This window comes from Micromonospora sp. CPCC 205554, from assembly GCF_036902745.1.
Lineage (GTDB): Bacteria > Actinomycetota > Actinomycetes > Mycobacteriales > Micromonosporaceae > Micromonospora > Micromonospora tulbaghiae.
In genome coordinates this window covers 203,917-229,182 of sequence record NZ_JBAKHP010000006.1, presented here as the reverse complement: position 1 = coordinate 229,182, position 25,266 = coordinate 203,917, and the positions used below count along the sequence as shown (strand labels likewise).

At 74.5% G+C, this 25,266-nt stretch carries 23 protein-coding genes; 11 read left to right on the top strand and 12 right to left on the bottom strand.

The window, feature by feature from the left end; all coding sequences use genetic code 11:
- Positions 1-18 precede the first annotated feature (18 nt).
- The 4 genes from tsaE to V6U82_RS11440 all read right to left on the bottom strand — a co-directional run bounded on the left by tsaE (position 19) and on the right by V6U82_RS11440 (position 4,252).
- The gene (gene tsaE / locus V6U82_RS11455; protein WP_334460879.1) at positions 19-501 is read right to left on the bottom strand and encodes a tRNA (adenosine(37)-N6)-threonylcarbamoyltransferase complex ATPase subunit type 1 TsaE; all 483 of its coding nucleotides are present in this window, start codon (positions 499-501) and stop codon (positions 19-21) included.
- Positions 498-1,583 carry an alpha/beta fold hydrolase gene (locus V6U82_RS11450; protein ID WP_334460878.1) on the bottom strand — a complete coding sequence of 362 codons (1,086 nt, stop codon included), beginning with the start codon at positions 1,581-1,583 and terminating at the stop codon, positions 498-500. Before V6U82_RS11450 ends, tsaE begins: the two co-directional genes overlap by 4 nt.
- Positions 1,580-2,698 carry an alanine racemase gene (gene alr, locus V6U82_RS11445; protein WP_128138521.1) on the bottom strand — a complete coding sequence of 373 codons (1,119 nt, stop codon included), beginning with the start codon at positions 2,696-2,698 and terminating at the stop codon, positions 1,580-1,582. The genes V6U82_RS11450 and alr overlap by 4 nt, the downstream gene beginning before the upstream one ends.
- A gap of 84 nt (positions 2,699-2,782) precedes the next feature.
- A complete protein-coding gene (locus V6U82_RS11440) occupies positions 2,783-4,252 on the bottom strand; it encodes an NAD(P)H-hydrate dehydratase (RefSeq protein ID WP_334460877.1) in 1,470 nt (489 codons plus the stop codon).
- A 217-nt stretch (positions 4,253-4,469) separates the two neighbouring features.
- On the opposite strand from V6U82_RS11440, the gene V6U82_RS11435 reads away from it, so the two are divergent.
- Together V6U82_RS11435 and V6U82_RS11430 are read left to right on the top strand one after the other, a co-directional pair.
- Entirely contained in the window at positions 4,470-4,772 is a 303-nt protein-coding gene (locus V6U82_RS11435; protein WP_334460876.1) for a type VII secretion target, read from the top strand.
- Positions 4,769-6,391, top strand: coding sequence for an alpha/beta hydrolase (locus V6U82_RS11430; protein WP_334460875.1), 1,623 nt, complete (start codon positions 4,769-4,771; stop codon positions 6,389-6,391). Before V6U82_RS11435 ends, V6U82_RS11430 begins: the two co-directional genes overlap by 4 nt.
- A 130-nt stretch (positions 6,392-6,521) precedes the next feature.
- Here the strand turns inward: V6U82_RS11430 and glmS are convergent, their stop codons facing one another.
- Positions 6,522-8,435 carry a glutamine--fructose-6-phosphate transaminase (isomerizing) gene (gene glmS, locus V6U82_RS11425; RefSeq protein ID WP_091426298.1) on the bottom strand — a complete coding sequence of 638 codons (1,914 nt, stop codon included), beginning with the start codon at positions 8,433-8,435 and terminating at the stop codon, positions 6,522-6,524.
- 272 nt (positions 8,436-8,707) lie between these two features.
- Here glmS and V6U82_RS11420 point away from each other — a divergent pair, with 272 nt between their 5' ends.
- Together V6U82_RS11420 and V6U82_RS11415 are read left to right on the top strand one after the other, a co-directional pair.
- On the top strand, positions 8,708-9,691 hold the full coding sequence (locus V6U82_RS11420) for an MmpS family transport accessory protein (protein WP_334460874.1): 984 nt from the start codon (positions 8,708-8,710) through the stop codon (positions 9,689-9,691).
- Between the two features lie 31 nt (positions 9,692-9,722).
- Positions 9,723-10,907 carry a pyridoxal phosphate-dependent aminotransferase gene (locus V6U82_RS11415; RefSeq protein ID WP_334460873.1) on the top strand — a complete coding sequence of 395 codons (1,185 nt, stop codon included), beginning with the start codon at positions 9,723-9,725 and terminating at the stop codon, positions 10,905-10,907.
- Between the two features lie 48 nt (positions 10,908-10,955).
- Here V6U82_RS11415 and glmM read toward each other — a convergent pair whose 3' ends face one another.
- The 6 genes from glmM to V6U82_RS11385 form a co-directional block, all read right to left on the bottom strand.
- Entirely contained in the window at positions 10,956-12,311 is a 1,356-nt protein-coding gene (gene glmM / locus V6U82_RS11410) for a phosphoglucosamine mutase (protein ID WP_334460872.1), read from the bottom strand.
- Positions 12,312-12,426: 115 nt separating this feature from the next.
- A complete protein-coding gene (gene rpsI, locus V6U82_RS11405) occupies positions 12,427-12,891 on the bottom strand; it encodes a 30S ribosomal protein S9 (RefSeq protein ID WP_018784602.1) in 465 nt (154 codons plus the stop codon).
- A gap of 20 nt (positions 12,892-12,911) precedes the next feature.
- Positions 12,912-13,355: a 50S ribosomal protein L13 gene (gene rplM / locus V6U82_RS11400; RefSeq protein WP_334460871.1), complete on the bottom strand. Its 444-nt coding sequence runs from the start codon at positions 13,353-13,355 to the stop codon at positions 12,912-12,914.
- A 209-nt stretch (positions 13,356-13,564) separates the two neighbouring features.
- The gene (locus tag V6U82_RS11395; RefSeq protein WP_334460870.1) at positions 13,565-14,932 is read right to left on the bottom strand and encodes a nitrate/nitrite transporter; all 1,368 of its coding nucleotides are present in this window, start codon (positions 14,930-14,932) and stop codon (positions 13,565-13,567) included.
- 123 nt (positions 14,933-15,055) lie between these two features.
- Complete coding sequence (locus V6U82_RS11390; RefSeq protein WP_128137390.1) at positions 15,056-15,349, bottom strand: type II toxin-antitoxin system PemK/MazF family toxin; 294 nt, start codon at positions 15,347-15,349, stop codon at positions 15,056-15,058.
- Entirely contained in the window at positions 15,339-15,596 is a 258-nt protein-coding gene (locus V6U82_RS11385; RefSeq protein WP_181726592.1) for a DUF6364 family protein, read from the bottom strand. Before V6U82_RS11385 ends, V6U82_RS11390 begins: the two co-directional genes overlap by 11 nt.
- Positions 15,597-15,771: 175 nt before the next feature.
- On the opposite strand from V6U82_RS11385, the gene V6U82_RS11380 reads away from it, so the two are divergent.
- The gene (locus V6U82_RS11380; protein ID WP_128137388.1) at positions 15,772-16,239 is read left to right on the top strand and encodes a helix-turn-helix domain-containing protein; all 468 of its coding nucleotides are present in this window, start codon (positions 15,772-15,774) and stop codon (positions 16,237-16,239) included.
- A 40-nt stretch (positions 16,240-16,279) separates the two neighbouring features.
- Positions 16,280-16,879: a PIN domain-containing protein gene (locus V6U82_RS11375; protein ID WP_334460869.1), complete on the top strand. Its 600-nt coding sequence runs from the start codon at positions 16,280-16,282 to the stop codon at positions 16,877-16,879.
- Here V6U82_RS11375 and V6U82_RS11370 read toward each other — a convergent pair.
- Positions 16,852-17,562, bottom strand: coding sequence for a class I SAM-dependent methyltransferase (locus V6U82_RS11370; protein WP_334460868.1), 711 nt, complete (start codon positions 17,560-17,562; stop codon positions 16,852-16,854). The two genes, V6U82_RS11375 and V6U82_RS11370, sit on opposite strands and share 28 nt — an antisense overlap.
- Before the next feature lie 147 nt (positions 17,563-17,709).
- Between V6U82_RS11370 and V6U82_RS11365 the strand changes: the two genes are divergently transcribed.
- The 5 genes from V6U82_RS11365 to V6U82_RS11345 are packed head-to-tail and all read left to right on the top strand — an operon-like array spanning position 17,710 to position 25,256.
- Complete coding sequence (locus tag V6U82_RS11365) at positions 17,710-19,824, top strand: molybdopterin oxidoreductase family protein (RefSeq protein ID WP_334460867.1); 2,115 nt, start codon at positions 17,710-17,712, stop codon at positions 19,822-19,824.
- Positions 19,821-21,305, top strand: coding sequence for an FAD-dependent oxidoreductase (locus tag V6U82_RS11360; RefSeq protein WP_334460866.1), 1,485 nt, complete (start codon positions 19,821-19,823; stop codon positions 21,303-21,305). The genes V6U82_RS11365 and V6U82_RS11360 overlap by 4 nt, the downstream gene beginning before the upstream one ends.
- Entirely contained in the window at positions 21,302-23,824 is a 2,523-nt protein-coding gene (gene nirB / locus V6U82_RS11355; RefSeq protein WP_334460865.1) for a nitrite reductase large subunit NirB, read from the top strand. The genes V6U82_RS11360 and nirB overlap by 4 nt, the downstream gene beginning before the upstream one ends.
- A complete protein-coding gene (gene nirD, locus V6U82_RS11350; protein ID WP_013288584.1) occupies positions 23,821-24,168 on the top strand; it encodes a nitrite reductase small subunit NirD in 348 nt (115 codons plus the stop codon). The genes nirB and nirD overlap by 4 nt, the downstream gene beginning before the upstream one ends.
- Positions 24,168-25,256 (top strand): uroporphyrinogen-III synthase, encoded by a 1,089-nt coding sequence (locus V6U82_RS11345; protein ID WP_128138209.1) that lies wholly within the window; start codon positions 24,168-24,170, stop codon positions 25,254-25,256. The genes nirD and V6U82_RS11345 overlap by 1 nt, the downstream gene beginning before the upstream one ends.
- Positions 25,257-25,266 lie beyond the last annotated feature (10 nt).

Here is a 25,266-nt window from a genome sequence, read left to right as displayed (position 1 = left end):
CAGCGGGTACGACAGCGCTCAGCCGAGGGTGGCCAGCCGGGCGGCCCAGTCGCCGCCGACCGGTTCCAGCGTGACCGCCCGGGTGTCGTCGTCGCGGCGTTCGATGCGTACCCGCAGGTGCGCGTCGACCAGCTGCTCGACCATCCCCTCGCCCCACTCCACCACTGTCACCGCCTCGTCCACCGAGGCGTCCAGGTCGAGGTCGTCGATCTCCGCGCGCGGGTCGGCGGCCTCACCGAGGCGGTACGCGTCGGCGTGCACGAGCGTCACCCGGCCGCCCCGCTCCGGGTCCGGCCGGTGCACCCGCGCGATGACGAAGGTGGGCGAGGTGATGTCCCCGCGAACGCCGAGGCCGGCGCCGATGCCCTGGGTCAGCGCCGTCTTGCCGGCCCCGAGCGGGCCGCTGAGCAGCAGCAGGTCACCGGCGCGCAGCACACCGGCCAGCCGCCGACCGAACTCGTGGGTGTCGTCGACGGTCTTCAGCTCCACGACCACCGTCATAGCGAATCCAGGAACCTCTCCAGCGCCGCGTTCACCTCGTCGGCGTGCTCCAGCATCACCACGTGCCCACTGTCGTTGATCTTCACGAACTCGGCGTGCGGCAGCCGCCGGACGATCTCCTCGGAGTGCGTCACCGGCGTGATCATGTCCTTGTCCCCCACGATCACCAGCACCGGTGTGCCGGCCAGCGCGGCCAGCGCCGGGAATCGGGAGTGGGTGGCGATCGTGCGCAGGTAGCGGGTGACCGTGTCGGCCGAGGTGCGCGAGTTCATCGTCTCGACGTACGACACCAGGGCCGGGCTGGGCTTCGAGGTGCCGAAGCCGTACTTGCGGGTGAGCAGCCACGCCACGTTCGAGGTCGACCGGCGCGCCCGGTCGATCACCGTGCCGCCGTACCGGGTGGCGTTGCTCATCATGTAGAGCACCGGCGAGCCGACGCGGCCGAGCAGCGCGGGCGCCACCAGCTTGGTCTCCGCCGCGAGGCCGCCCGAGGTGGCCATCAGCACCGTGCCGACCACGCGGTCACCGAACATCTCCGGGTACAGCTCGGCCAGCGCCATGATCGTCATGCCGCCCATGGAGTGCCCGACCAGCACCAGCGGGCCGTCCGGGGCCACCTCGTCGAGCACCCGGCGCAGCGTGTGGCCCAGCGCGGTCAGGTCGTACTCGCCGCTCTCCAGCCGGCCGGAGCGGCCGTGCCCCGGCTGGTCGTACGCGACCAACCGGTAGTCGCCGCGCTCGGCGAGCCGCTTGCGCTGGAAGTGGAACGTGCCCATGTCCAGGCAGAACCCGTGCACCAGCACCACCGTCGGGTGCCCGGCGACCGGCCGGGCCGGCTCGACCACCTCCACGTGGATGTCGGTCCCGTCCGGCATCTCCAGCCGGTACGCCTCGTCGTAACGCTGCTCGCCGAAGACCTCGTCGGCGTACCGGTCGGCCGGGTCGTTCTTGAGCCGGCGGACCAGCACCCGCTCGCTGACCACGCCCGCCGCGAGCCCGGCGGCGGCCACGCCGACGGCGGCGCCGACCAGCCCGGCCACCTTGCCGGCGGCGGTACGCGGTCGCGGCAACCGGACACTCATGCGCGCTCGCCGTCGTAGACGCGGGGCACGCGCACGCCGCCGAAGCGGGTCACGATCTCGTAGTTGATGGTGCCGACGGCCTCGGCCCAGTCGTCGGCGGTGGGCTCGCCGTCCGCCCCGCTGCCGAACAGCGTCGCCACGTCGCCGTCGGTCACCTCGTCGTCGCCGCAGTCGACCACGAACTGGTCCATGCAGACCCGCCCGGAGATGGTCCGGCGCTTGCCGGCGAGCTGCACCGGCCCGGTGTTGGAGGCGTGCCGGGGCACCCCGTCGGCGTAGCCGAGCGGCACCACCGCGAGGTTGGCCTCCTGCTCCGTGAGGTAGGTGTGGCCGTAGGAGACGCCGGTGCCGGCCGCCACCCGTTTGGTGAGCATCACCCGGGCGCGGGCGGTCATGGCGGGACGCAGGCCGAACTGCTCGCCCGCGACCGGCGACAGACCGTAGACGGCGATGCCGGGTCGGACCAGGTCGAAGTGGGTGTCCGGCCGGGTCAGCGTGGCGGCCGAGTTGGCCAGGTGCCGGTAGCGCGGACGCAGGCCGGCGCGCGTCACCATCTCCAGCCCCTCGTGGAAGACGGCGAGCTGACGATCCGTGGTGGGGTGGCCGGGCGAGTCCGCGTACACGAAGTGGCTCCACACGCCGACCACCTCGACCAGGCCGTCGGCCTGGGCCTTCGCGGCGGCGTCCAGCAGCGCCGGCCAGTCGGCGACGGTGGCGCCACCACGGGCCAGGCCGGTGTCGATCTTGAGGTGCAGCCGGGCCGGGCGGCCCGCCCGGCGGCTCGCCTGGATCATCTCGTCGAGCTGGGTGAGCCCGGCGCAGCCGAGGTCGACGCCGACGGTGATCCCGTCGTGCAGCGGCAGGCCGGGGCTGAGCAGCCAGGCCAGCACCGGCGCGGTGATGCCCTCCTCGCGCAGCCGCAGCGCCTCGTCCAGCGTGCAGACGCCGAGCTGGTCCGCCCCGGCGTCGAGCGCCGCGCGGGCCGCCGGCACCATGCCGTGGCCGTACCCGTCGCCCTTGACCACCGCCATCAGCTCGGCGCTGGTGCCGGCCCTGAGCCGGGTCACGTTCTCCCGGATCGCGTCCAGGTCGACGCGCACCTCCGACTGCCACATGTCCTCAGCCTACTTCCGTCAATGATCATCAGCGCCGTGTGCCGTGCGGGCGGTGCCCGTCGCCACCGGTCGTCGCCGCCCGGATCAGCCCAACCGGGCCAGTACCGGACGCAACGCGGCGGCCACGTCGGGCGCGGTCACCGGACCGCCGCGCGCCGCCTCCCGGCCGGCCAGCCCGTGCAGGTACGCCGCAGCACCGGCCGCCCGCTCCGGGGCCAGCCCGGCGGCGAGCAGCGAACCGAGCAACCCGGCCAGCACGTCGCCGGTGCCGCCGGTGGCGAGCACCGGGGTGCCGGTCGGGTTCACGTACGCGCGGCCGTCGGGCGTGCCGACGACCGTGCGGTCGCCCTTGAGCAGCACCACCGCGTTCATCCAGGCGGCCAGCCGCAGCGCGGCGGCGACCCGGTCCTCTCCCGGCATCTCGCCGCAGAGCCGGGCGTACTCCCGGTCGTGCGGCGTCACCACGATCGGCGCGTCCCGGCCGCGCAGCCGGTCGGCCAGCTTGCCGTCGACGAGCAGCGTCAGCGCGTCCGCGTCGAGCACCACCGGCACCGGCGCGGCGAGCACCGCACGCAGCTCGGCGGCGGAGTCCTCGCCGGTGCCGAGCCCGGAGCCGCAGACCCACGCCTGCACCCGGCCGGCATCGGCGACCCGGCCGGTGGCGATCACCGACGGGTGCTGGTGCAGCACCTCGCCCTTGGCGCTCCCGGCGTAGCGGACCAGGCCGGTGGGACCGGCGAGCGCGCCGGCGACCGAGAGCACGGCGGCGCCCGGGTAGGTGGCCGAGCCGGTGGCCACACCCACCACGCCCCTGGTGTACTTCTCCGACGACGCGCCCAGCGCCGGCCACCAGTCGGCCACGTCCGTCTGCTCGATCACCTGGAGCGCCGGTGTGCCGCGCAACCACGGCGTCAGCCCGATGTCGACCAGCTCGACCTCTCCGGCCAGCTCGGCGGCCGGGCCGACGACCAGTGCGGGCTTGAGCGCGCCGAAGGCGACCGTCACGTCGGCGCGGACCGCCCGGGGCCGCCCGGCGTCGGTGAGCGGGACGTGGCCGGTGTCGACAGCGACGCCGCTCGGCACGTCGACAGCGACCACCGTGGCGGGCGTGCCGTCGCGCCCGCGCTGCCCGGTCAGGCTCGCGGCGAGCTGCTCGGCCGTCTCGCGGAGCCCACCGGTGCCCCCGATGCCCACGATGCCGTCGAGCACCAGGTCGACCACCGCGGGCGGCCGGTCGGCGACGCGCCCGCCGGCGGCGCGCAGGGCGGCCAGGCCCTCGGCGTGCGCCCGGCCCGGCGTGAGGAGCAGCGCGGTCACCGCCGCGCCCCGGCGGGCCAGGTGCGCGCCCGCGAGCAGGGCGTCGCCGCCGTTGTCGCCGGACCCGACGAGCACCAGCACCCGGGCACCGTAGACGCCGCCCCGGCCGGCCAGCAGCAACGCGCAGCGGCGGGCCAGCCCGGCCGCGGCCCGCTGCATGAGCGTGCCGGCCGGGAGGGTGGCCATCAGGCCCGCTTCCGCCGCGCGAACGTCCGCGACCCGCCACACCTGTCTCATGCCACCCCGCCCCCCGCTCGTCGCGCCGGCTCAGCTTCCGCCCGCGGCCCCCCGATCACGGCCTCACCCTACCGGCGGTACGCGCCGGGGACCGGCTGGCGGACCGGCCCTGTGGACAACCCGGGACGTTGTCCACAGGGGCCGGCGACCGCTGTCGGGTGCCGCCTAGCGTCCCGGTGTCCGGAGCCGGCCGGTGGCGCCGGGCGAGGGAGGTCACGTGGTGGAGAGACCGTTCGACGTCGACCCTGAGGTGCTGCGCACGGTGGCGCGCGAGCTGGCCGACGACGCGTACCGGCTGGCCCGCGGGCCGGGCGCGGCGCCGGAGTCGTTGCTGGTGACGGCGCCGGACGGCTGGCAGTCCGCTGTCGCGCTGGCCGACCTGGAGGCGGCGGTGCGGCGCTGGTCCGGCGCGCTCGGCGCCCGGGTGGCCGACACCGCTCAGGCGCTGCGCAGCGGGGCGGACGGCTACGAGGCGGCCGACGAACGCGCCGCCCGCCGCCTCACCGGGGTGCTCCGGTGAGCGGCGGTCCCGCGGACGCGGCGGACCTGCCGGTCGGCTACGCGCAGCTCTGGCGGGCCGACCCGGGCGCCTGGTCCGCTGCCGGGGCGGCGTGGCGGGGCCTCACCACGCCGGTGCGGCAGCGCGCCGACGCGCTCGCCACCCGGATCGGCGCGCTCCGCCCCGGGTGGTCGGGCGCGGCCTCGGCGGCGGCGCAGCGGCGGATCGGGGATCTGCGAACCGGCCTCACCGACGTGCTTCCCGCCCTGGTCGAGGTCGACCAGGTGCTCGCCGAGCTCGGCGCCCGGCTGGGCGCGGCGAAGGCCAGGCTCGGCGCCGAGGTGGCCCGCGCCGAGTCCGGTGGCCTGCTCGTCGACCGCACCGGCGCGGTCCGGCCCGATCCGGCGCGACCGGTGCCGCAGGCCGGACCGGCAGTGGTCCGTGCGTGCGCCGGCCTCCGGGGCGCGCTGACGCTCGCCGGAGCCGCCGACCGGGAGGCGGCCAGCCGGCTGGCGGAACTGACCACCGCCGCGGTACGCGGCTGGGTCAGCGTCCCGCCCGCGTGGCGGCCCGGGCCCGGTGCCGGGCCGGCCGAGGTGAGCCGCTGGTGGGCCGGTCTGAGCTCGGCCGAGCGGCGCTGGCTGGTGGGGCGGGAACCGGGCCGGATCGGGCGTCTCGACGGGCTTCCGGCCGCCGCCCGGGACCAGGCGAACCGGCTGCTGCTCGGCGACCGGCGGGAGCAGCTGCTCGTGCGGCGGCTCGCCCTGCGGCACCCGCTTGCGGCCGGGCCGCTGGAGGCGTCCCGGCGGGTCCGGCTCGCCGCTGTCGAGGCGGCGCTGCGCGGGCTGGACGGGCTCACCGAGCGGCTGGCCGCGGGCGGGGCGCCGCGGGCGTACCTGCTGGGGTTGGATCCGGCCGGTGACGGTCGCGCGGTGGTGGCGATCGGCAACCCGGACCGCGCCGCCTCGGTGCTCACCTACGTCCCGGGCATGACCTCGGATCTCGCCGACGCGCCGGCCGAACTGGGCCGGGCGGCCCGGGTGTTGCAGCGGTGCGCGGCGCTCGGGCCGGGTGAGGAGGCGGCGGCGGTGCTCTGGCTGGACTACGACGCGCCCGGCTTCCTCACCGAGGCGGCGGGCACCCGGCAGGCCGAGGACGCCGGCCCGGCGCTGCACCGGTTCCAGGAGGGGTTGCGGGCCGCGCACGAGGGTCCACCGGCCCGGCAGACGGTGCTCGGGCACAGCTACGGCTCGCTCGTGGTCGGCGCCGCCGCCCGCGACCACGGGCTGGGCGCGGACGCGCTGGTCTTCGTCGGCTCGCCCGGAGTCGGCGTCGACCACGCCGCCGACCTGCGGATGCCCGCCGGTCAGGTCTGGTCGTCGACCGCGCCGGACGACGTGATCCGGCTGGCCCGCCCGCCGGACGAGCTGGCCCGCCGCGCCCTGCTCGCGGGTACGCCGCTCGGCCCGGCGCTCGCCGTGCTCGACGCGCACGGCGAGCGGCTCTGGTTCGGCACCGACCCGAGCGCGCCGGGGTTCGGCGGCCGGCGCTTCCCGAGCGCTCCGCACGGCCACACCGGCTACTGGGATCCGGGCAACCCGGCCCTGGACGGCATGGCCCGGATCGTGCTGGGCCGGTGACCCGCCGGCACCCCTCCGGCGACCGCCCGAGCGATCCGGCGCGGTCCGGCGGCCGCCCGGGAGAGGCGGACCGGAGACGGCGCGGTCCCCCCGCCCGGTGGACGGGCGGGGGGACCGTGGACGAGGTCGGCTACTCGACGGTGACCGACTTGGCCAGGTTCCGGGGCTGGTCGACGTCGTGCCCGCGGGCGGCGGCGATCTCGGCGGCCAGCACCTGCAACGGCACCGTGGTCACCAGCGGCGCCAGCAGCGTCGGCGTACGCGGCACGTAGATCAGGTGGTCGGCGTAGCGGACCACCGCCTGGTCGCCCTCCTCGGCGATCACGATGGTGCGGGCGCCCCGGGCGCGTACCTCCTGGATGTTGGAGACGACCTTGTCGTGCAGCATGCCCCGGCCGACCGGGGAGGGCACGATGCAGATGACCGGCGTGCCCTTGTCGATCAGCGAGATCGGGCCGTGCTTCAACTCGCCGGCGGCGAAGCCCTCGGCGTGCATGTACGCCAGCTCCTTGAGCTTCAGCGCGCCTTCGAGCGCCACCGGGTAGCCCACGTGCCGGCCGATGAACAGCACTGTCGGCTCGGACTTCAGCTCACGCCCCAGCTCGCGCACCGGCTCGATCCGGTCCAGCAGCTCGCGCAGCTTGGCGGGCATCTCTTGGAGCTGGGCCACCACGGCGCCCACCTCGTCGGCGAACTTGATGCCGCGCACCTGGGCCAGGTGCAGGCCGATCAGGTAGCAGGCCACGACCTGGGTGAGGAACGCCTTGGTGGAGGCGACGGCGATCTCCGGGCCGCCGTGGGTGTAGAGCACCGCGTCCGACTCGCGCGGAATGGTGGAGCCGTTGGTGTTGCAGATGGCCAGCACGCGGGCCTTCTGCTCCTTGGCGTGGCGCAGCGCCATCAGCGTGTCCATCGTCTCGCCGGACTGCGAGATCACCACGATCAGCGTGGACCGGTCCAGCACCGGGTCGCGGTAGCGGAACTCGCTCGCCAGCTCCACCTCGCAGGGGATGCGGGTCCAGTGCTCGATGGCGTACTTGGCGACCAGGCCGGCGTGGTAGGAGGTGCCGCAGGCGACGATGAAGATCTTGTCGACGTCGCGCAGGTCCTGCTCGCTGAGACGGACCTCGTCGAGGGCGATCTCGCCGCTCTCGGTGAGCCGGCCGAGCAGCGTGTCGGCGATGGCCTGCGGCTGCTCCTCGATCTCCTTGAGCATGAACCAGTCGTAGCCACCCTTCTCGGCGGCCGACGAGTCCCAGTCGATGTGGAAGTCCTTGCCGCTGGCCGGCTGACCGTCGAAGTCGGTGATGTCGATGGTGTCCGGGGTGATCAGCACGATCTGGTCCTGCCCCAGCTCGACCGCGTCCCGGGTGTGCTCGATGAACGCGGCGACGTCGCTGGCCAGGTAGTTCTCGCCGTCGCCCCGGCCGACCACCAGCGGCGAGTTGCGCCGGGCGCCGACCACCGCGCCGGGGATGCCGGCGTCGACGGCGAGCAGTGTGAACGCGCCCTCCAGGCGCGCGCAGACCACGCGCATGGCGGCGGCCAGGAGCTGCGGGCTGTCGGTCTCACCGGCCGAGCGCAGGTCGGCCAGCGCGCGGGCGATCAGGTGCGCGGCGCACTCGGTGTCGGTGTCGCTGGCGAACTCGACACCCTCGTCCTCCAGCTCGGTGCGGAGCTTCGCGAAGTTCTCGATGATGCCGTTGTGGATCACCGCGACGCGGCCGTCCGGGGAGAGGTGGGGGTGGGCGTTGCGGTCGGTCGGGCCGCCGTGCGTGGCCCACCGGGTGTGGCCGATGCCGGTGGTGCCGTCGCCGATGCCGATCGGGCTGGCGGCGCAGTCCTCGGGGTTGTCCGCCGCCCGCTCGGAGAGCACCTTCTCCAGGTTCGCGAGCTTGCCGGCCTTCTTCTCGGTCAGCAGCTCGTCCTCGCAGACCACGGCGACACCGGCCGAGTCGTAGCCGCGGTATTCGAGACGCCGCAGTCCGTCAAGCACGATGCCGAGCGCCGGGCGCGCACCGGCGTAACCCACGATTCCACACATGGTCCGCAGCCTAACCGAGTTTCGCTCATCGTGCGTGCTCGGAAGGCCGGTTAACGATCACTGAATTTGAGCGAACCGACCGCCGGGGTTGCCATTACCGGACAAAGCACCAGCCAGGTCGTTCCACCCGTCCGGACCGGTACGGGACGCGGCGCGCGGACCGCCGGCCGGGACCGCACGGCTGGCCGCCACCGCCTACATTGAGGCCGGGCGCCGTCCCCCGGGCCCACCGTTCCGCGGTCGTCCGCGCCGTACCCCTGTGAGCTGAGCCGATGTCCGAGACGACCCCCGCCCCCGAACCGGCCTCCGGGCCGAGCGACCCGACCGCAGCGCCGGCCACGCCGCAGCCCTCGACCTGGACGCCGCCGGACCCGTTGGCCGCCCCGCAGCCGTGGACGCCACCCGCGCCCTGGTCGCCGTCCCCGGCGCCGAGCCCCTGGGCCGCCCCCGGCACGGAGGGCGCGCCCGGAACCGACCCGGCCACGTCCCCGAGCGGCGCGGGCCTGCCGGTGGGCGAACCGGGGTGGGCGGCTCCGGCCGACCCGGCCACGCCGCGCCCGGCCGTACCGCCGGCCCCCGGCGATCCGCAGCCCTCGGGGGTGCCGGGCGCGCCCGGTTGGCCGTCCCAGCCCGGCACCCCGGGCGCACCGGATTTCCCGGCACAGCCGGCCTGGACACCGGGCGCCTACCCGCCCGGGCCCTACCAACCCGGCGCCTACCCGCCCGGGCCCTACCCGCCGCCGTACGCGTATCCGGGCATGCCGCCGCGCCGCAGCGGCGGCGGCTGGGCGATCGGCCTGGTGATCGGCATCGTCACCGTCCTGGCGCTCATCGTCTGCGGCTGCGTCGGGCTGTCCTTCCTCGGCAGCACTCTGGACGACGGGGCGGCCTCCGGCGAGCGGTACGACGGGCCGGTCTACGGCGAACCCGACGGGTGGGCCGACGAGCCGACCGCGCCCCCGGCGAGGCCGGCCACCACCCCGTCCGGCGGGCCCGGCAAGTTCACCGTGCTGTACGAGGTGACCGCCTCCGACGGCGAGGCGGAGGTGCAGTTCTACGACGCGGACGCGAACTTCCACCAGCCCGGCGCCGTGGACACGCCCTGGCGGCTGCGCTTCACCGCGAACGACCGCGAGCGGGTGCAGATCATCGCCAGCCCGGTCGAGTCCGGCGAGGTGACCTGCCGGATCACCGTCAACGGCAAGGTCGTGTCCAAGGACTCGGGCGAATGGGGCGCGACCTGCTTCGGCTGGTGAGCCCGCGCCGGCGGGCCGTAGGCTGGCCGCCGTGACGACGACCGATCCCCTGGTGGCCCGGATGCGGCCGTTCGGCACCACCGTCTTCGCCGAGATGTCCGCGCTGGCCGTGCGTACCGGCGCGGTCAACCTCGGGCAGGGCTTCCCGGACACCGACGGCCCGCCGGAGATGCTCGCCGCCGCGACCGAGGCGCTGCGCACCGGCCACAACCAGTACCCGCCGGGGCCGGGGATCCCCGCGCTGCGCGCCGCCGTCGCCGAGCACCAGCGCCGGTTCTGGGGCCTGGAGTACGACCCGGACGGCGAGATCGTGGTGACCGCCGGCGCCACCGAGGCGGTCGCGGCGAGCATCCTCGCGCTCTGCGAGCCGGGTGACGAGGTGATCTGTTTCGAGCCGTACTACGACTCGTACGCCGCCTCGATCGCGCTGGCCGGTGCGGTCCGCCGCCCGGTGACGCTGCGTCCCGGCCCCGACGGCCGGTACGCGTTCGACCCGGCCGAGCTGCGCGCCGCGTTCGGGCCGCGTACCCGGATGGTGCTGCTGAACTCGCCGCACAACCCGACCGGCAAGGTCTTCACCGCCGACGAGCTGGCGGTGGTGGCCGGGCTGTGCCGGGAACACGACGTGTACGCGGTCACCGACGAGGTGTACGAGCACCTGGTGTTCACCGACGCCGCCGCGCCGCACGTACCGCTGGCCACGCTGCCCGGGATGCGGGAGCGGACGCTGCGCATCTCGTCGGCCGGGAAGACGTTCTCCTGCACCGGCTGGAAGGTCGGCTGGGCGAGCGGGCCGGCACCGCTGGTGGCGGCCGTGCTGCGGGTGAAGCAGTTCCTGACGTTCGTCAACGCCGGGCCGCTGCAACCGGCGGTGGCGGTGGCGCTCGGGCTGCCGGACGCGTACTTCACCGGGTTCCGAGACGACATGCAACGGCGGCGGGACCAGCTCGCCGCCGGGCTGGCCGACGCCGGGTTCGGCGTGCTCGCGCCGGAGGGCACCTACTTCGTCACCGCCGACGTCACGCCGCTCGGTGGCCGGGACGGGGTGGAGTTCTGCCGGGCGCTGCCCGAGCGCTGCGGTGTGGTGGCGGTGCCCACTCAGGTGTTCTACGACGACGTGGAGGCCGGCCGCCGGCTGGTCCGGTTCGCGTTCTGCAAGCGGCCGGAGGTGCTGGCCGAGGCGGTGACCCGGCTGCGCGGTCTGCGCGGAAACTGAACCGCCCGCTGGAGGGAGATCCCCCAGCGGGCGGGCGGGCGGTACGGCTCAGGCGACCGGGCTGGCGGTACGGACCTGCTCGGCGATGCGCTCGGCGACCTCGCGCGCGGTGTCCTCGGTGGCCGCCTCGACCATGACCCGGACCAGCGGCTCGGTGCCGGAGGGGCGCAGCAGCACCCGGCCGGTCTCGCCCAGCTCCGCCTCCGCGCGCTCGACCTCGGCCCGGACGGCGGGTGCGGCGGCGCCGACGGTACGGTCCCCGACCGGCACGTTGATCAGCACCTGGGGCAGCTTGGTGACCACGGCGGCCAGCTCGGCCAGCGAGGTGCCGGTGGCGGCCATCCGCGCCATCAGGTGCAGGCCGGTCAGCACGCCGTCGCCGGTGGTGGCGTACGCGGGCAACACGATGTGCCCGCTCTGCTCGCCGCCGAGCGCCAGGCCGGAGGCGCGCAGCTCCTCCAGCACGTACCGGTCGCCGACCTTGGTCTCGACCAGCCGGATGCCGTGCTCGGACATGGCCAGCCGGAGACCGAGGTTGCTCATCACGGTGGCGACCAGGGTGTCCTGGGTCAGCTCGCCGGCGTCCCGCATGGCGAGCGCGAGGATCGCCATGACCTGGTCGCCGTCGACCTCGTCCCCGTCGGCGGTGACCGCGACGCAGCGGTCGGCGTCGCCGTCGTGGGCGATGCCGAGGTGGGCGCCGTGCTCGACCACGGCGGCGCGCAGCGCGTCGATGTGGTTGGAGCCGCACTCGTCGTTGATGTTGAGCCCGTCCGGCTCGGCGTGGATGGCGATCACCTCGGCGCCCGCCTCCCGGTAGGCGACCGGGGCGACGTCGGCCGCCGCGCCGTTGGCGCAGTCGACCACGACCTTGATCCCGTCGAGACGGTGCGGCACGGTGCCGATGAGGTGCTGTACGTAGTGGTCGGCGCCGTCGAGCAGGTCGTTGACCCGGCCCACGCCGGCGCCGATCGGGCGCTCCCAGGCGGTGGTGGCGTTGGCCTTCACCGCCTCCTCGATCCGCATCTCGATCTCGTCGGGCAGCTTGTGCCCACCGGCGGCGAACAGCTTGATGCCGTTGTCCGGCATCGGGTTGTGCGAGGCGGAGAGCATCACGCCCAGGTCGGCCTTGATCTCGGCGGTGAGGAACGCCACCGCCGGGGTGGGCAGCACGCCCACCCGGACCACGTTGGCGCCGGCGCTGGTGAGCCCGGCGACGACCGCCGCCTCCAGCATCTCGCCGCTGGCCCGGGTGTCCCGGCCGACCACCGCGAGCGGCGGATGGCTCTTGTCGGTCTCGGCCAGCGTGTGGGCCGCGGCCACCGCGACCGCCAGCGCCAACTCCGGGGTGAGATCCGCGTTCGCCCGCCCGCGTACGCCGTCCGTGCCGAACAACCGGCCCATACCCGCCAACCTCCGTGGAACTGCCGATGAGAGGAGAAACGCGGAACGGCCGGCCCGCCTCCCGGAAGGGGAGGCGAACCGGCCGTCCGTCAGAAGTACAAGACGCTTGTGATGATCAGCGCTTCGAGTACTGGGGAGCCTTGCGGGCCTTCTTGAGGCCGTACTTCTTGCTCTCCTTGACCCGGGCGTCACGGGTCAGGAAGCCGGCCTTCTTCAGGGCCGGGCGGTCGTCGGGCTCGCTGACGATCAGCGCCCGGGCGATGGCGAGCCGCAGCGCGCCGGCCTGGCCGGTGGTGCCGCCGCCACGCAGGTTGGCGATCACGTCGAACGCCTCGGGCTTCTCGGCGGTGACCAGCGGGTCCTTGATGAGCTGCTGGTGCACCTTGCTCGGGAAGTAGGCCTCGAGGTCACGGCCGTTGCAGGTGATCTTGCCGGTGCCCGGCACGATCCGGACCCGGACGATGGCTTCCTTGCGCCGACCCACGGTCTGGATCGGGCGGTCACCACGGGGCGCGCGCGCGACGGGCGCCGGCGCCTCGGTGGCCTCGGGGGCGACCTCGGTGGCGGTGATGTCGGTCATGCTGCTTCCTTCGCCCGCGCTCACTGCGCGATCTGCTTGATCTCGAACGGCACCGGCTGCTGCGCGGTGTGCGGGTGCTCGGCACCGGCGTAGACCTTCAGCTTCTTGAGAAGCTGACGGCCCAGCTTGTTGTGCGGGAGCATGCCCTTCACGGCCAGCTCGATGGTCCGCTCGGGCCGCTTGGTCAGCAGCTCGTCGTAGCCGACCCGCTTCAGACCACCCGGGTAACCGGAGTGGCGGTAAGCGACCTTGGTCTGGCGCTTGTTGCCGGTCAGCGCGACCTTGCCCGCGTTCACGATGACGACGAAGTCGCCCGTGTCGACGTGCGGCGCGAAAGTCGGCTTGTGCTTGCCACGCAGGAGCGTGGCGGCGTGGGTCGCCAGGCGGCCCAGCACGACATCAGAGGCGTCGATGACGTGCCACTGACGCTCGATCTCACCCGGCTTCGGGCTGTACGTACGCACAGGTCTACCTTGTCTCGTCGTCGGTCTGGGGTCGCGCGCCGAGGTGACCAGGAGTTCCCAGCCGGACCAGCGCGCACGAACGACCAAGCGTACCTGATGCGGCACGCCTAAGAATGTCGTACAACAGCAGGCAACGATACCCGGCCGCCCGGCGGCAGGTCAAAACGGGGTCGCGCCGCGCGTGGCCCGCGGGTTCGTCATGGCACAGGTCACACACCGGCCAGCGTACGCGGTCCGGGGCGCAGGTAGACCACCCAGGTCACCAGGAAACAGAGCGCGTACCAGCCGATGAAGGCCAGGTAGGCGGCGTCGGCGGTGCCGGAGGTCAGGAACGACTGCCGGAACGCCACGTTCACCAGCACCCCGCCGGAGGCGCCGACCGCGCCGGCGATGCCGATCACCGCCCCGGACAGGCGCCGGGCGCGCCGCTGCGCCGCCTCCGGGTCGCCGGTCAGCTCGCTCTCCGTGACGGCCCGGGCCCGGAAGATCGCCGGGATCATCTTGTACGTCGAGCCGTTGCCGATGCCGGAGAAGACGAACAGCGCCAGGAACCCGGCCAGGTAGAGCGGGAACGACCGCTCCCGGGCCGCGTACAGCACCAGCCCGGCGCCGGCGGCCATCGCCACGAAGTTCCAGAACGTCACCCGGGCCCCGCCCAGCCGGTCGGCGAGCTGACCGCCCACCGGCCGGATCAGCGACCCGATCAGCGGGCCGAGGAAGGTCAGCCAGGCCGCGTCGACGGGCGTCGGGAACCGGTCGTGGAACTGGAGCTGGAGCACCTGGCCGAAGGCGAACCCGAAGCCGATGAACGAGCCGAACGTGCCCACGTAGAGCACCGACATCACCCAGGTGTGCGGGTCGCGGGCCGCCGCGCGCAGCGCGCCCGGCTCGTTGCGCGCGCCCGGCACGTTGTCCAGCCAGCGGGCCGCGGCCAGCGCGGCCAGCACGATCAGCGGCAGGTAGACCGCCGGCACGAGCCGGGGGTACGCGGCGCCGGCGGTCGCCAGCACCGCCAGCCCCACGAGTTGCACGGCCGGTACGCCCAGGTTGCCGCCGCCGGCGTTGAGCCCCAGCGCCCGGCCCTTGAGCCGCTCCGGGAAGAACAGGTTGATGTTCGCCATCGACGAGGCGAAGTTGCCGCCGCCGACGCCGGACAGGCAGGCGAGGACCATCAGCGTGGCGTACGACACCCCGGGCTCGAGCAGCACGGCCATCGGCACCGCCGGTACGAGCAGCAGCAGGGCGCTCACGATGGTCCAGTTCCGGCCGCCGAACCGGGCCACGGCCAGCGTGTACGGCAGCCGCAGCACCGCGCCCAGCGCGGCCGGCACGGCGGTGAGCAGGAACTTCCCCGCCGGGTCGATGCCGTACTCGGGGCCCAGGAACAGCACCGTCACCGACCAGAGGCTCCACACGGAGAAGCCGACGTGCTCGGCGAAGATCGAGACGTACAGGTTGCGCCGGGCGACCCGGGCGCCGCCGGCCGCCCAGAACGCCGGATCCTCCGGCCGCCATTCGGTGAGCCGGCCGGCGGTGGTGGCCGGCGGCGGCGTGGGTGCGGAAACGAGCGTGCTCACTGACGGACTCCTCCTCGTCGATGACGAGGGGACGCTCTCAGCCGGTGGTTTCCCCGGCGTGCCCCGCGCGCGTCGGCCCGGCAACGGAGACCGCACGTCCGCCGGACGGCGCCGGTGAGACGGTCACAGCTCCTGGAGGATCCGCAGCGCCCGGCCGACCCGCTGCATGGTCTCGGTGTCGGCCACGTCCACGCACTCGGTGAACCACTTCTTCATCGGCGAGGAGATCCGGTCGGGCATCACCACGTACGGGCCCATCGGCACGGCGAGCGGCGAGTCGCGCAGCAGCGACTCCTCGACCACCTCGGCCACGATCACGATGGGCACCGCCGTGGCGTTGTAGACGTCGGAGCTGATCACCAGGCCGAACCGTTCCCGGGCGCCGGAGATGCGCCAGACCTCGCCCCTACGCAGCACGCGGACGCCCGCCGAACAGGGCGTCGTCGACGAGCGCGGCCTCCTGGGCGTCGGCCAGGGCGGCGGATTCCAGGTCCAGGCCGGCCCGGCCGACCGCGTCGGCGTGCGCGGTGAAAACCTCGCGCAGCGCCTTCTCCCGGGCGGCCTGGTCCATCCAGGCGGAGAGGGAGAGCCCTTCCCGCTTGGCGAAGCGGCGCGCCTCCTCGATCGTCTCGTCGGAGAACGACAGCGTCACCTTGGCGGTCATGTCGGGAAGACTACCCATCGGTATGACCAGTAGTCATCCCCGTCCCCACCGGTCGAGGATTAGGACATCGGCAGGTGAAACAAACGAAGCTGGTTGCGGATATTGCACTTGGAAGCGACGATGGTGTCAGTCCGAGCGGTTGGGACGCGAGCCACGTCTGCCACAGGGAGCCGTCATGAGCCTCAGCACCGGCATGGCCGCCTCGGTCATGCCCACCGAGGGAGCGGAGCGCCAGAAGGCAGCCGCCATGGAGGAGTTCCTCGTGCGGCACCCCCCTGCCGCAGGCGGGGGCGTGGCCCGCCTCGTCTCGGCGGACGGCGAAGAGGTCGAGGTTCCCGCCCAGATGTTCGACGTCCTCCATCAGATTTCGGCGATGCTCGCCCGCGGCGACGGCGTCGCGATCAGCGCCATCTCCCGCGAACTGACGACGACCGAGGCGGCGAAACTGCTCGGCATGTCCCGCCCCACACTCGTCCGTCTTCTGGAGAACGGGTCTATCGCGTCCCACCGGGTCGGGAGTCATCGGCGCCTCTTTCTCCGCGACGTCCTCGCTTTCCGGCAACGACAGATGGAGGAGCGACGCAAGTCGTACGAGGCCCTGATGTGGGAGTCCGACGCGCTGGGCTTCACCGACGACGTGTAGTTCCCGGACCGGCCAAGGGGCGCTGAGTAGGGTGTCCACTGTGATCACCAGCGCCCCACTGGTGTTCCTGGACGCGAACGTTCTCTATTCCAGGACCCTTCGCGACTGGATCAGCCTTCTCGCGCTCGAAGGCGACTGCACCGTCTTCGATCTGCGGTACAGCGAGGACGTCCTGGCCGAATGGATGTACCGCCTGCGCCGCAAGCGGCCCGAGCATTCCGAGCAGGCGATCGGTGGGCAGCGGCGTCGTTTCGTCCAGGCATTTCCGTACGGCCTCGTCACCGGCTATTCGCCGAACGACGTGCCGTGCCCACCGGACCCGGACGACCGGCATGTCCTGGCCGCCGCCGTCCATGGCCGCGCCGACATCCTGGTGACCGACGACCGGCGCGCCTTTCCTGCGGAATGCGTACGGGAATCCCTGTCGGTCCTCACCGGCGACGAGTTCCTCACCTGGGTGGCCGACCGTTCGATGCCCCTGGTTCTGCGGGCACTGGCGCGGCAGATCGACTACTACCGGCGCAGCCTCGTCGCGGAGGACAAGGACGCGGTCGAGCTGATCGCCCACCTACGGAAGGCCGGCGCACCCCGTTTCGCCGAGCGGCTCGAGAATCACCTCGCCGATCCGTCCGGCCGCTGACCGCCGAAGACGGCGAAGCGCCATTCCTTGAAGAAGCAGTCCACGTCCACCAGTCCCGCCTCGGCCAGCCACCGGCACTGCTCGGCCACCGGGGCCGGCCGGTCGTGCCGCATCCGCTCCCGCGCGGCGGCGATCTCCTCGGCGTCGGAACCCAACTCGGTGATCCGCGCCGTCCACACCTCGTCGTAGCGGCGGTCCAGCGCCGGGGTCGGTCCGGCCACCTGCTCGGCGTTGACGAACACCCCGCCGGGGACCAGCGCGTCAGCGGCCCGCCGGTACAGCGCCCGCTTGCCGGAGTCGTCGAGGTGGTGGATGGCCAGCGCGGACACCACGGCGTCGTACCGGCCGGCGGGCAGCGGGGCGGCCAGGTCGGCGTGGACCGTGCGGTGCGGCACGCCACGTTCCTCCAGGTGCCCGGCGGCCACCGCGAGCATGCCGGGGGCGCCGTCGACGAGCGTCAGGCGGATGCCGGGGACGGCCGCGGCCAGCAGCAGGGACAGCAGGCCGGTGCCCGCGCCCAGGTCCAGCACCTCGGGGGTACGCCCGGCGGCGAGCGCGGCGCGCAGGGGCGGCGCGGCCACCTCGACAGCGGTGCCGTAGAAGGCGTCGAAGCAGGGCACCAGGCGGCGCCGGGCCTGGTCGTAGCTGCCGGCCACCGCGTCGAACGCGTCCGCCATGCCCATCGGAGCCTCCCGTTATTTGAGACAACTTTCCCACATTGTAAACCCCGCGGAGGACGACGTCACGTACGTGCGGTGTGAAGCGGTCGTGACAGGACCGAAACAGAGCAGACCCGGACCGGAAACCGCCCGACGGCACGCTTTTCCGACATGACAGACGGTGCACGCACGGCGACGCGAACGGGGTCACGCCCCGTCGAGGCCGCCACGCACTGCCCGTACTGCGCCTTGCAGTGCGGCATGGTGCTGCGCGCCACCGGTGGCGGTGTCGAGGTCGCCGCACGCGACTTCCCCACCAACCGGGGCGGGCTGTGCCAGAAGGGCTGGACCGCCGCCGACCTGCTCGACCACCCGGACCGGCTCACCACCCCGCTGCTGCGCGACCGGCCCGGCGGCGAACTGCGGCCGGCCACCTGGGACGAGGCGCTCGGCCGCGTCGCCGCCCGGGTTCAGGACGTGCAGCACCGCCACGGGCCGGACGCGGTGGCCGTCTTCGGCGGCGGCGGACTCACCAACGAGAAGGCGTACGCGCTCGGCCGCTTCGCCCGGGTGACGCTGCGGACCCGGCACATCGACTACAACGGGCGCTGGTGCATGTCGTCGGCCGCCGCGGCCGGGAACCGGGCGTTCGGGATCGACCGCGGACTGCCTTTCCCGCTCGCCGACCTCGGCCGCGCGGACACGCTGCTGCTGGTCGGCGCGAACCCGGCCGAGACCATGCCACCGCTGATGCGGCACGTCACCGACCTGCGGGAACGCGGCGGGCGGCTGATCGTCGTCGACCCGCGCGCCACCGCCACCGCCCGCCAGGCCGACCTGCACCTGCAACCCCTGCCCGGCACCGACCTCGCGGTGGCGAACGCGCTGCTGCACATCGCGCTCACCGAGGGCTGGCTGGACCGGGCGTACGTCGCGGAGCGGACCACCGGCTTCGACGAGGTCCGGCGGACGGTGGCCGGCTACTGGCCGGCGGAGGTGGAACGGCTCTCCGGCGTGCCGGTGGCCGACCTGTACGCGACCGCCCGCGCGCTGGCCACCGTGGACCGCGCGGTCGTCCTCACCGCGCGGGGCGCCGAGCAGCACGCCAAGGGCGTCGACACGGTGACCGCCTTCATCAACCTGGCGCTCGCCCTGGGCCTCCCCGGTCGTCCCGGTTCCGGCTACGGCTGCCTGACCGGGCAGGGCAACGGGCAGGGCGGCCGGGAGCACGGGCAGAAGGCCGACCAGCTGCCCGGCTACCGGCGTATCGACGACCCGGCGGCCCGGGAGCACGTGGCAGGGGTGTGGGGCGTCGACCCGGACACGCTGCCCGGGCCGGGGGTGCCGGCGTACCAGCTCCTCGACGCGCTCGGCACGCCGTCGGGCGCGCGGGCGCTGCTGGTGTTCGGTTCCAACCCGGTCGTGTCCGCGCCCCGCGCGGCGCGGGTCGAGTCCCGGCTGCGTGCCCTGGACCTGCTCGTGGTGGCGGACTTCGTCCGCTCCGAGACGGCCGAGCTGGCCGACGTGGTGCTGCCGGTCGCCCAGTGGGCCGAGGAGGACGGGACGATGACCAATCTGGAGGGCCGGGTGTTGCGGCGCCGGGCGCTGCGCGAACCACCCGCCGGAGTCCGTACCGAGCTGGAGATCCTCGCCGCGCTCGCGGAACGGCTGAGCAGCGGCGGCGGGACACCGTTGCCGGCCGATCCGCGCGAGGTGTTCGCGGAGCTGGGCCGGGCCTCGTCCGGCGGCCCGGCCGACTACGCCGGGATCACCTGGGACCGGATCGACGCCGACACCGGCGTGTTCTGGCCCTGCCCGGACCGGGACGGCCCGGACACTCCCCGGCTGTTCACCGACCGCTTCCCCACCCCGGACGGCCGGGCCCGGTTCCACGCCGTGACCCACCGTCCGGCCGCCGAGCCGGTGTGCGCCGACTATCCGCTGCACTTCACCACCGGCCGGGTGCTCGCGCAGTACCAGTCCGGCGCGCAGACCCGGCGGGTGGCCGCGTTGCGCCGCGCCGCACCGGGCGGCTTCGTGGAACTGCATCCCGACCTGGCGGCGCGGATCGGTGTGACCGAGGGGGCGCCGGTACGGGTGGTCTCCCGCCGGGGTGAGCTGCGCGCACCGGCACGGCTCAGTACGGCGATCCGGCCGGACACCGTCTTCGCGCCGTTCCACTGGCCCGGCGCGCAACGCGCCAACTCGGTCACCAACGACGCCCTCGACCCGGTCTCCGGGATGCCCGAGTTCAAGATCTGCGCGGTCCGGGTGGAGCCGGCATGAGCGAACGCACAGTCGTCGTCGGCTACGGCATGGCCGGCGCCCGGCTCGCCGCCGAGCTGCACGCACGCGGCGGGGACCGGCGGATCACGGTGCTCGGGGCGGAGCCGCACCGCGCGTACAACCGGATCATGCTCTCCACGCTGCTCGCCGGACGCATCGGCGAGCCGGACGTGGAACTGGTCGAAGCAGTCGGGCCGGGAGTCGAGGTCCGCACCGGCGCGGCGGTCACCGTCGTGGACCGGGCCGCCCGCGAGGTGGTCACCGACGACGGCGAGCGGCACGGGTACGACCACCTGGTGCTCGCCACCGGCAGCCGGGCCGTGGTGCCGCCGCTGCCGGGACTCGCGCCGCTGCCCGAGCGGGTCGTCCCGTTCCGCACGCTCGGCGACTGCCGGCGGATCCTCGCCGCCGCCGAGGGCGCGCGCCGCGTGATCGTGCTCGGCGGCGGGCTGCTGGGCCTGGAGGCGGCCCGCGGGCTGGCCGCGCGGGGCCTGGACGTGACAGTGGTCCACCCGGTCGGGCACCTGATGGAACGCCAGCTCGACCCACCGGCCGGCGCGGTCCTCGCGGGCACGCTCGCCGGCCTGGGCGTCCGGTCCCGGCTCGGCGTGCCGGCGACCGCCGTGACCGCCGACGCCGACGGCGTCCGCCTGCACCTGGGCGACGACGAGACGCTCGCCGCCGACCTGCTGGTGCTCTGCTGCGGGGTACGCCCCGACACCGCGCTCGCCGCGGCGGCCGGGCTCGCCGTCGAGCGGGGCGTGGTGGTCGACGACCGGATGCGGACGAGCGATCGGCGGATCTCCGCGATCGGCGACTGCGCGCAGCACGACGGCACGCTGACCGGGCTGGTCGCGCCGGCCTGGGCGCAGGCCCGGGTGGTGGCCGACGTGCTGACCGGTGCGGACCCGCTGGCCCGCTACCGGCCCCGGCCGGCGGTGACCCGGCTCAAGGCGGCCGGCATCGACCTGGCCGCGATGGGCGACGTGGCCGGCACCGGCGACCCGGGCGGCCCGGTCGAGGAGCTGACCTTCGCCGACCCGGCCCGGGGCACCTACGCCCGGCTGCGCATCCGGGACGAGCGGCTGACCGGCGCGATCCTGCTCGGCGACAACCCGGCGGTCGGCACCGTGGTGCAGCTGTTCGACAGGGGCGCGCCGGTGCCGGCGGACCGGCGTTCGCTGCTGCTCGGCCGGGCGTTCGGCGAGACGCCGGCCGGACCGGCCGCCTCCCCGGCGCTGATGCCGGACGCCGCGACCGTGTGCCGGTGCAACGACGTGAGCAAGGGCGCGCTGGTGGCGTGCTGGCGGGCGGGCGCCCGGACGGCGGCGGAACTTTCCACGGCGACCCGGGCCGCCACCGGCTGCGGCAGCTGCCGGGACGCGGTGGCCGGCATCGCCGGCTGGCTCGCCGAGGCGGACCCGCAGGCAACCGACGAGGTACGCGACGCGGATCGCGAGACGGTGGAGGTGGCGTCATGAGCGAGCGCCTGGTGGTGGTCGGGAACGGCATGGTGGGGCAGCGCTTCGTCGAGGCGCTGCGGACCCGGGACACCCACGGGCGGTGGCGGGTCACGGTGCTCGCCGAGGAACGGCGTCCGGCGTACGACCGGGTGCGGCTCTCGGCCGTCTTCGACGGGGTGGACGCCGACGAGCTGACGGTGCACACCCCCGACGCCGGAGTGGACCTGCGCCTGGGCGAACCGGCCACCGGCGTCGACCGGGCACGGCGGGTGGTGACCACGGCGGCCGGCGAGTACCCGTACGACGCGCTGGTGCTGGCCACCGGCTCGTACGCCTTCGTGCCGCCGGTCGACGGCACGGACCTGCCCGGCGTCTTCGTCTACCGGACGCTGGACGACCTGGCCGCGATCCGGGAGCACGCCCGGGGCCGCCGTACCGGGGCGGTGATCGGTGGCGGGCTGCTCGGGCTGGAGGCGGCGAACGCGCTGCGGCTGCTCGGGCTCGCCACCAGCGTGGTCGAGTTCGCGCCCCGGCTGATGCCGGTGCAGGTGGACGAGGCGGGCGGCGCGATGCTCCGGCGGTACGTCGAGGAGCTGGGCGTCACGCCGTACCTCGGGGTGGCCACCACGGCGCTGCGTCCCGGACCGGACGGCACGGTGGCCGCGCTCGACCTGGCCGACGGGCGCACGCTCGACGCGGAGCTGGTGGTGGTGGCCGCCGGGATCCGGCCGCGTGACGAGCTGGCCCGCGCGGCCGGGCTGCCGCTGGGCCCGCGCGGCGGCGTGCTGGTGGACCCGGCCTGCCGGACCGCCGACGAGCGGATCTGGGCGGTGGGCGAGTGTGCGGCGGTGGACGGCGTCTGCCACGGCCTGGTCGCGCCCGGGTACGCCACCGCCGAGGTGGTGGCGGACCGGCTGCTCGGCGGCGCGGCCACGTTCCCCGGCGCGGACACCGCCACGAAGCTCAAGCTGCTGGGCGTGGACGTGGCCTCGTTCGGTGACGCGCACGGCGTCACCCCGGGCTGCCTCGACGTGACGTACACCGATCCGGCCACCCGCTCGTACGCGAAGCTGGTCCTCTCCGACGACGCGCGGACGCTGCTCGGCGGCGTGCTGGTCGGGGACGCGAGCGCGTACCCGGCGTTGCGGGCCAGTGTCGGCGGACCGCTGCCCGCTCCCCCGCTGGCGTTGCTGGCGCCGGCCGGCGGCGCGGGCGCCGGTGCGGGCGCGTTGCCCCCGGCCGCGCAGGTCTGCTCCTGCAACGCGGTGACCCGGGCCGACCTGGACGCGGCCATCGCCGGCGGGGCGACCGACGTGCCGGCGTTGAAGGCGTGCACCCGGGCCGGTACGAGTTGCGGCTCCTGCGTGCCGATGCTCAAGCAGTTGCTGGACGCCGCCGGGGTACGCCAGTCGACGGCGTTGTGCGAGCACTTCGACCACAGCCGGCAGGAGCTGTTCGACCTGATCCGGGTGCGGGGCATCCGCACGTTCTCCCGGCTCGTCGCCGAGCACGGACGCGGGAGCGGATGCGACATCTGCAAGCCGGTGGTGGCCTCGATCCTGGCCTCGCTCGGCACCGGGCACGTGCTCGACGGCGAGCAGGCGTCGCTCCAGGACACGAACGACCACTTCCTGGCCAACCTGCAACGCGACGGCAGCTACTCGGTGGTGCCCCGGATACCCGGCGGCGAGATCACGCCGGAGAAGCTGATCGCGATCGGCGAGGTGGCACGCGACTTCCGGCTGTACACGAAGATCACCGGCGGGCAGCGGATCGACCTGTTCGGCGCGCGGGTCGACCAGCTGCCGCAGATCTGGCGGCGGCTCGTCGACGCGGGCTTCGAGTCGGGTCACGCCTACGGCAAGGCGCTGCGCACCGTGAAGTCCTGCGTGGGCGACACCTGGTGCCGCTACGGCGTGCAGGACTCGGTCGGGCTCGCCGTCGCGTTGGAGCTGCGCTACCGGGGCCTGCGCGCGCCGCACAAGCTCAAGTCGGCGGTCTCCGGCTGCGCCCGCGAGTGCGCCGAGGCCCGGAGCAAGGACTTCGGGATCATCGCCACCGAGAGCGGCTGGAACCTGTACGTCGGCGGCAACGGCGGTTTCCGGCCCCGGCATGCCGACCTGTTCGCCACCGACCTGAGCACGGCGGAGCTGGTCACGCTGATCGACCGGTTCCTCATGTACTACATCCGCACCGCCGACCGGTTGCAGCGCACCGCCGCCTGGATCGAAGCCATGGACGGCGGCCTGGACCACCTCCGGTCGGTGCTCGTGGACGACTCGCTCGGGCTCTGCGCCGACCTCGACGCGGCGATGGCCCGGCACGTCGCGAGCTACTCCGACGAGTGGCGCGACGTCCTGGAGGACCCGGACCGGCTGCGCCGGTTCACCTCCTTCGTCAACGCGCCCGACGTGCCCGACCCGTCCATCACGTTCACCCAGGAGCGGGGCCAGCCGGTGCCGGCCCGGGGCGCGCCCCCGGACGGCGGACACCGTCGCCAGCCCGTCGTGCTGGGCCTGCCGGAGGTACGCCGATGAGCCCCGTCGTCACGCTGGACTGGACCCCGGTCTGCCCGCTGGACCGGCTCGACCCCGACCGGGGCGTGGCCGCCCTCGTCGACGGCGTACAGGTCGCGGTCTTCCGCACCGCGAACGGCCTGTACGCGGTGGACAACCTCGACCCGGTCGGCGGCGCGTACGTCATGTCCCGGGGCCTGGTCGGCAGCCGGGGCGGGGTCCCCACGCTCGCCTCGCCGCTGCACAAGCAGGTCTACGACCTCACCACCGGGCGGTGCCTGGACCTACCGGGCGTGACGCTGCGCCGGCACCCGGTGCGCTGCCGGGACGGCCTGGTCGAGGTGCGGCTACGGCAGGAGGAATGATGCGGGACGAGCTGGCCGGCTTCACCATCGGCGTCACCGCCGACCGGCGGCGCGACGAACTCGCCGCGCTGCTCCAGCGGCGCGGCGCGCGGGTGGTGCTCGCCCCGGCGCTGCGGATCGTCCCGCTGGCCGACGACACCGACCTGCGTGAGGCCACCCGGGCCTGCCTGGAACACCCGCCGGACGTGCTGATGGCCAACACCGGCATCGGCATGCGCGGCTGGCTGGAGGCGGCCGAGGGCTGGGGGCTGGCCGAGCCGCTGCGCACCACGCTCGCCGGAGCGTACGTGGTGTCCCGCGGTCCGAAGGCGACCGGTGCGATCCGCGCCGCCGGGCTGCGCGAGCACTGGTCCCCGGATTCGGAGAGCTGCGACGAGGTGGTCGAGCACCTGGTCCGGCGCGGGGTGGCCGGCCAGGTGGTGGCGATGCAACTGCACGGCGAGCGGCAGCCCGAGTGCGCCGACGCGCTGGTGGCGGCCGGAGCCACGGTGATCGAGGTGCCGGTGTACCGGTGGGCGCCGCCGGCCGACCCGGCGCCGCTGCACCGGCTCATCGACCTGGTGGCCGGGCGGCTCGTCGACGCGGTCACGTTCACCTCGGCACCGGCGGCCGAGGCCCTGCTGCGGGCGGCCGGGGACCGTACCGAGACGGTGCTGGAGGCGCTGCGCGGCGACGTGCTGGCCGGATGTGTCGGCACCGTCACCGCCGAACCGCTGGTACGGCGCGGGGTGCCGGTGAGCGCGCCGAGCCGGGCCCGGCTGGGCGCCCTGGTCCGCACCATCGTCGAGGAGCTGCCCCGGCGCACGGTCTCGGTGAAGGCGGCCGGGCACGTGCTGACGCTGCGCGGGCACGCCGCGGTGGTGGACGGGGAGCTGCGTCAGCTGGCGCCGGCGCCGATGGCGGTGCTGCGGGCGCTCGCGGCGTCACCGGGGAAGGTGCTCTCCCGCACCGCGCTGCTGCGTACGTTGCCGCGCGGCGCCGACGAGCACGCGGTGGAGATGGCCGTCGCCCGCCTGCGGGCCGGGCTGAAGGCGCCCCGCGTGGTGCAGACGGTGGTCAAGCGGGGGTACCGCCTGCGGGTCGACTGACCCGCAGGCG

What these genes read in the sequence shown, in the direction of transcription:
- nirD (WP_013288584.1), top strand. Translation starts at nt 23,821, where the DNA reads ATGAGCCCCGTCGTCACGCTGGACTGGACCCCGGTCTGCCCGCTGGAC.
- glmM (WP_334460872.1), bottom strand. Translation starts at nt 12,311, where the DNA reads ATGGGCCGGTTGTTCGGCACGGACGGCGTACGCGGGCGGGCGAACGCG.
- V6U82_RS11380 (WP_128137388.1), top strand. Translation starts at nt 15,772, where the DNA reads ATGAGCCTCAGCACCGGCATGGCCGCCTCGGTCATGCCCACCGAGGGA.
- nirB (WP_334460865.1), top strand. Translation starts at nt 21,302, where the DNA reads ATGAGCGAGCGCCTGGTGGTGGTCGGGAACGGCATGGTGGGGCAGCGC.
- tsaE (WP_334460879.1), bottom strand. Translation starts at nt 501, where the DNA reads ATGACGGTGGTCGTGGAGCTGAAGACCGTCGACGACACCCACGAGTTC.
- glmS (WP_091426298.1), bottom strand. Translation starts at nt 8,435, where the DNA reads ATGTGTGGAATCGTGGGTTACGCCGGTGCGCGCCCGGCGCTCGGCATC.
- V6U82_RS11385 (WP_181726592.1), bottom strand. Translation starts at nt 15,596, where the DNA reads ATGACCGCCAAGGTGACGCTGTCGTTCTCCGACGAGACGATCGAGGAG.
- V6U82_RS11370 (WP_334460868.1), bottom strand. Translation starts at nt 17,562, where the DNA reads ATGGGCATGGCGGACGCGTTCGACGCGGTGGCCGGCAGCTACGACCAG.
- V6U82_RS11450 (WP_334460878.1), bottom strand. Translation starts at nt 1,583, where the DNA reads ATGAGTGTCCGGTTGCCGCGACCGCGTACCGCCGCCGGCAAGGTGGCC.
- V6U82_RS11360 (WP_334460866.1), top strand. Translation starts at nt 19,821, where the DNA reads ATGAGCGAACGCACAGTCGTCGTCGGCTACGGCATGGCCGGCGCCCGG.
- V6U82_RS11420 (WP_334460874.1), top strand. Translation starts at nt 8,708, where the DNA reads ATGTCCGAGACGACCCCCGCCCCCGAACCGGCCTCCGGGCCGAGCGAC.
- V6U82_RS11345 (WP_128138209.1), top strand. Translation starts at nt 24,168, where the DNA reads ATGCGGGACGAGCTGGCCGGCTTCACCATCGGCGTCACCGCCGACCGG.
- rpsI (WP_018784602.1), bottom strand. Translation starts at nt 12,891, where the DNA reads ATGACCGACATCACCGCCACCGAGGTCGCCCCCGAGGCCACCGAGGCG.
- V6U82_RS11440 (WP_334460877.1), bottom strand. Translation starts at nt 4,252, where the DNA reads ATGAGACAGGTGTGGCGGGTCGCGGACGTTCGCGCGGCGGAAGCGGGC.
- V6U82_RS11365 (WP_334460867.1), top strand. Translation starts at nt 17,710, where the DNA reads ATGACAGACGGTGCACGCACGGCGACGCGAACGGGGTCACGCCCCGTC.
- alr (WP_128138521.1), bottom strand. Translation starts at nt 2,698, where the DNA reads ATGTGGCAGTCGGAGGTGCGCGTCGACCTGGACGCGATCCGGGAGAAC.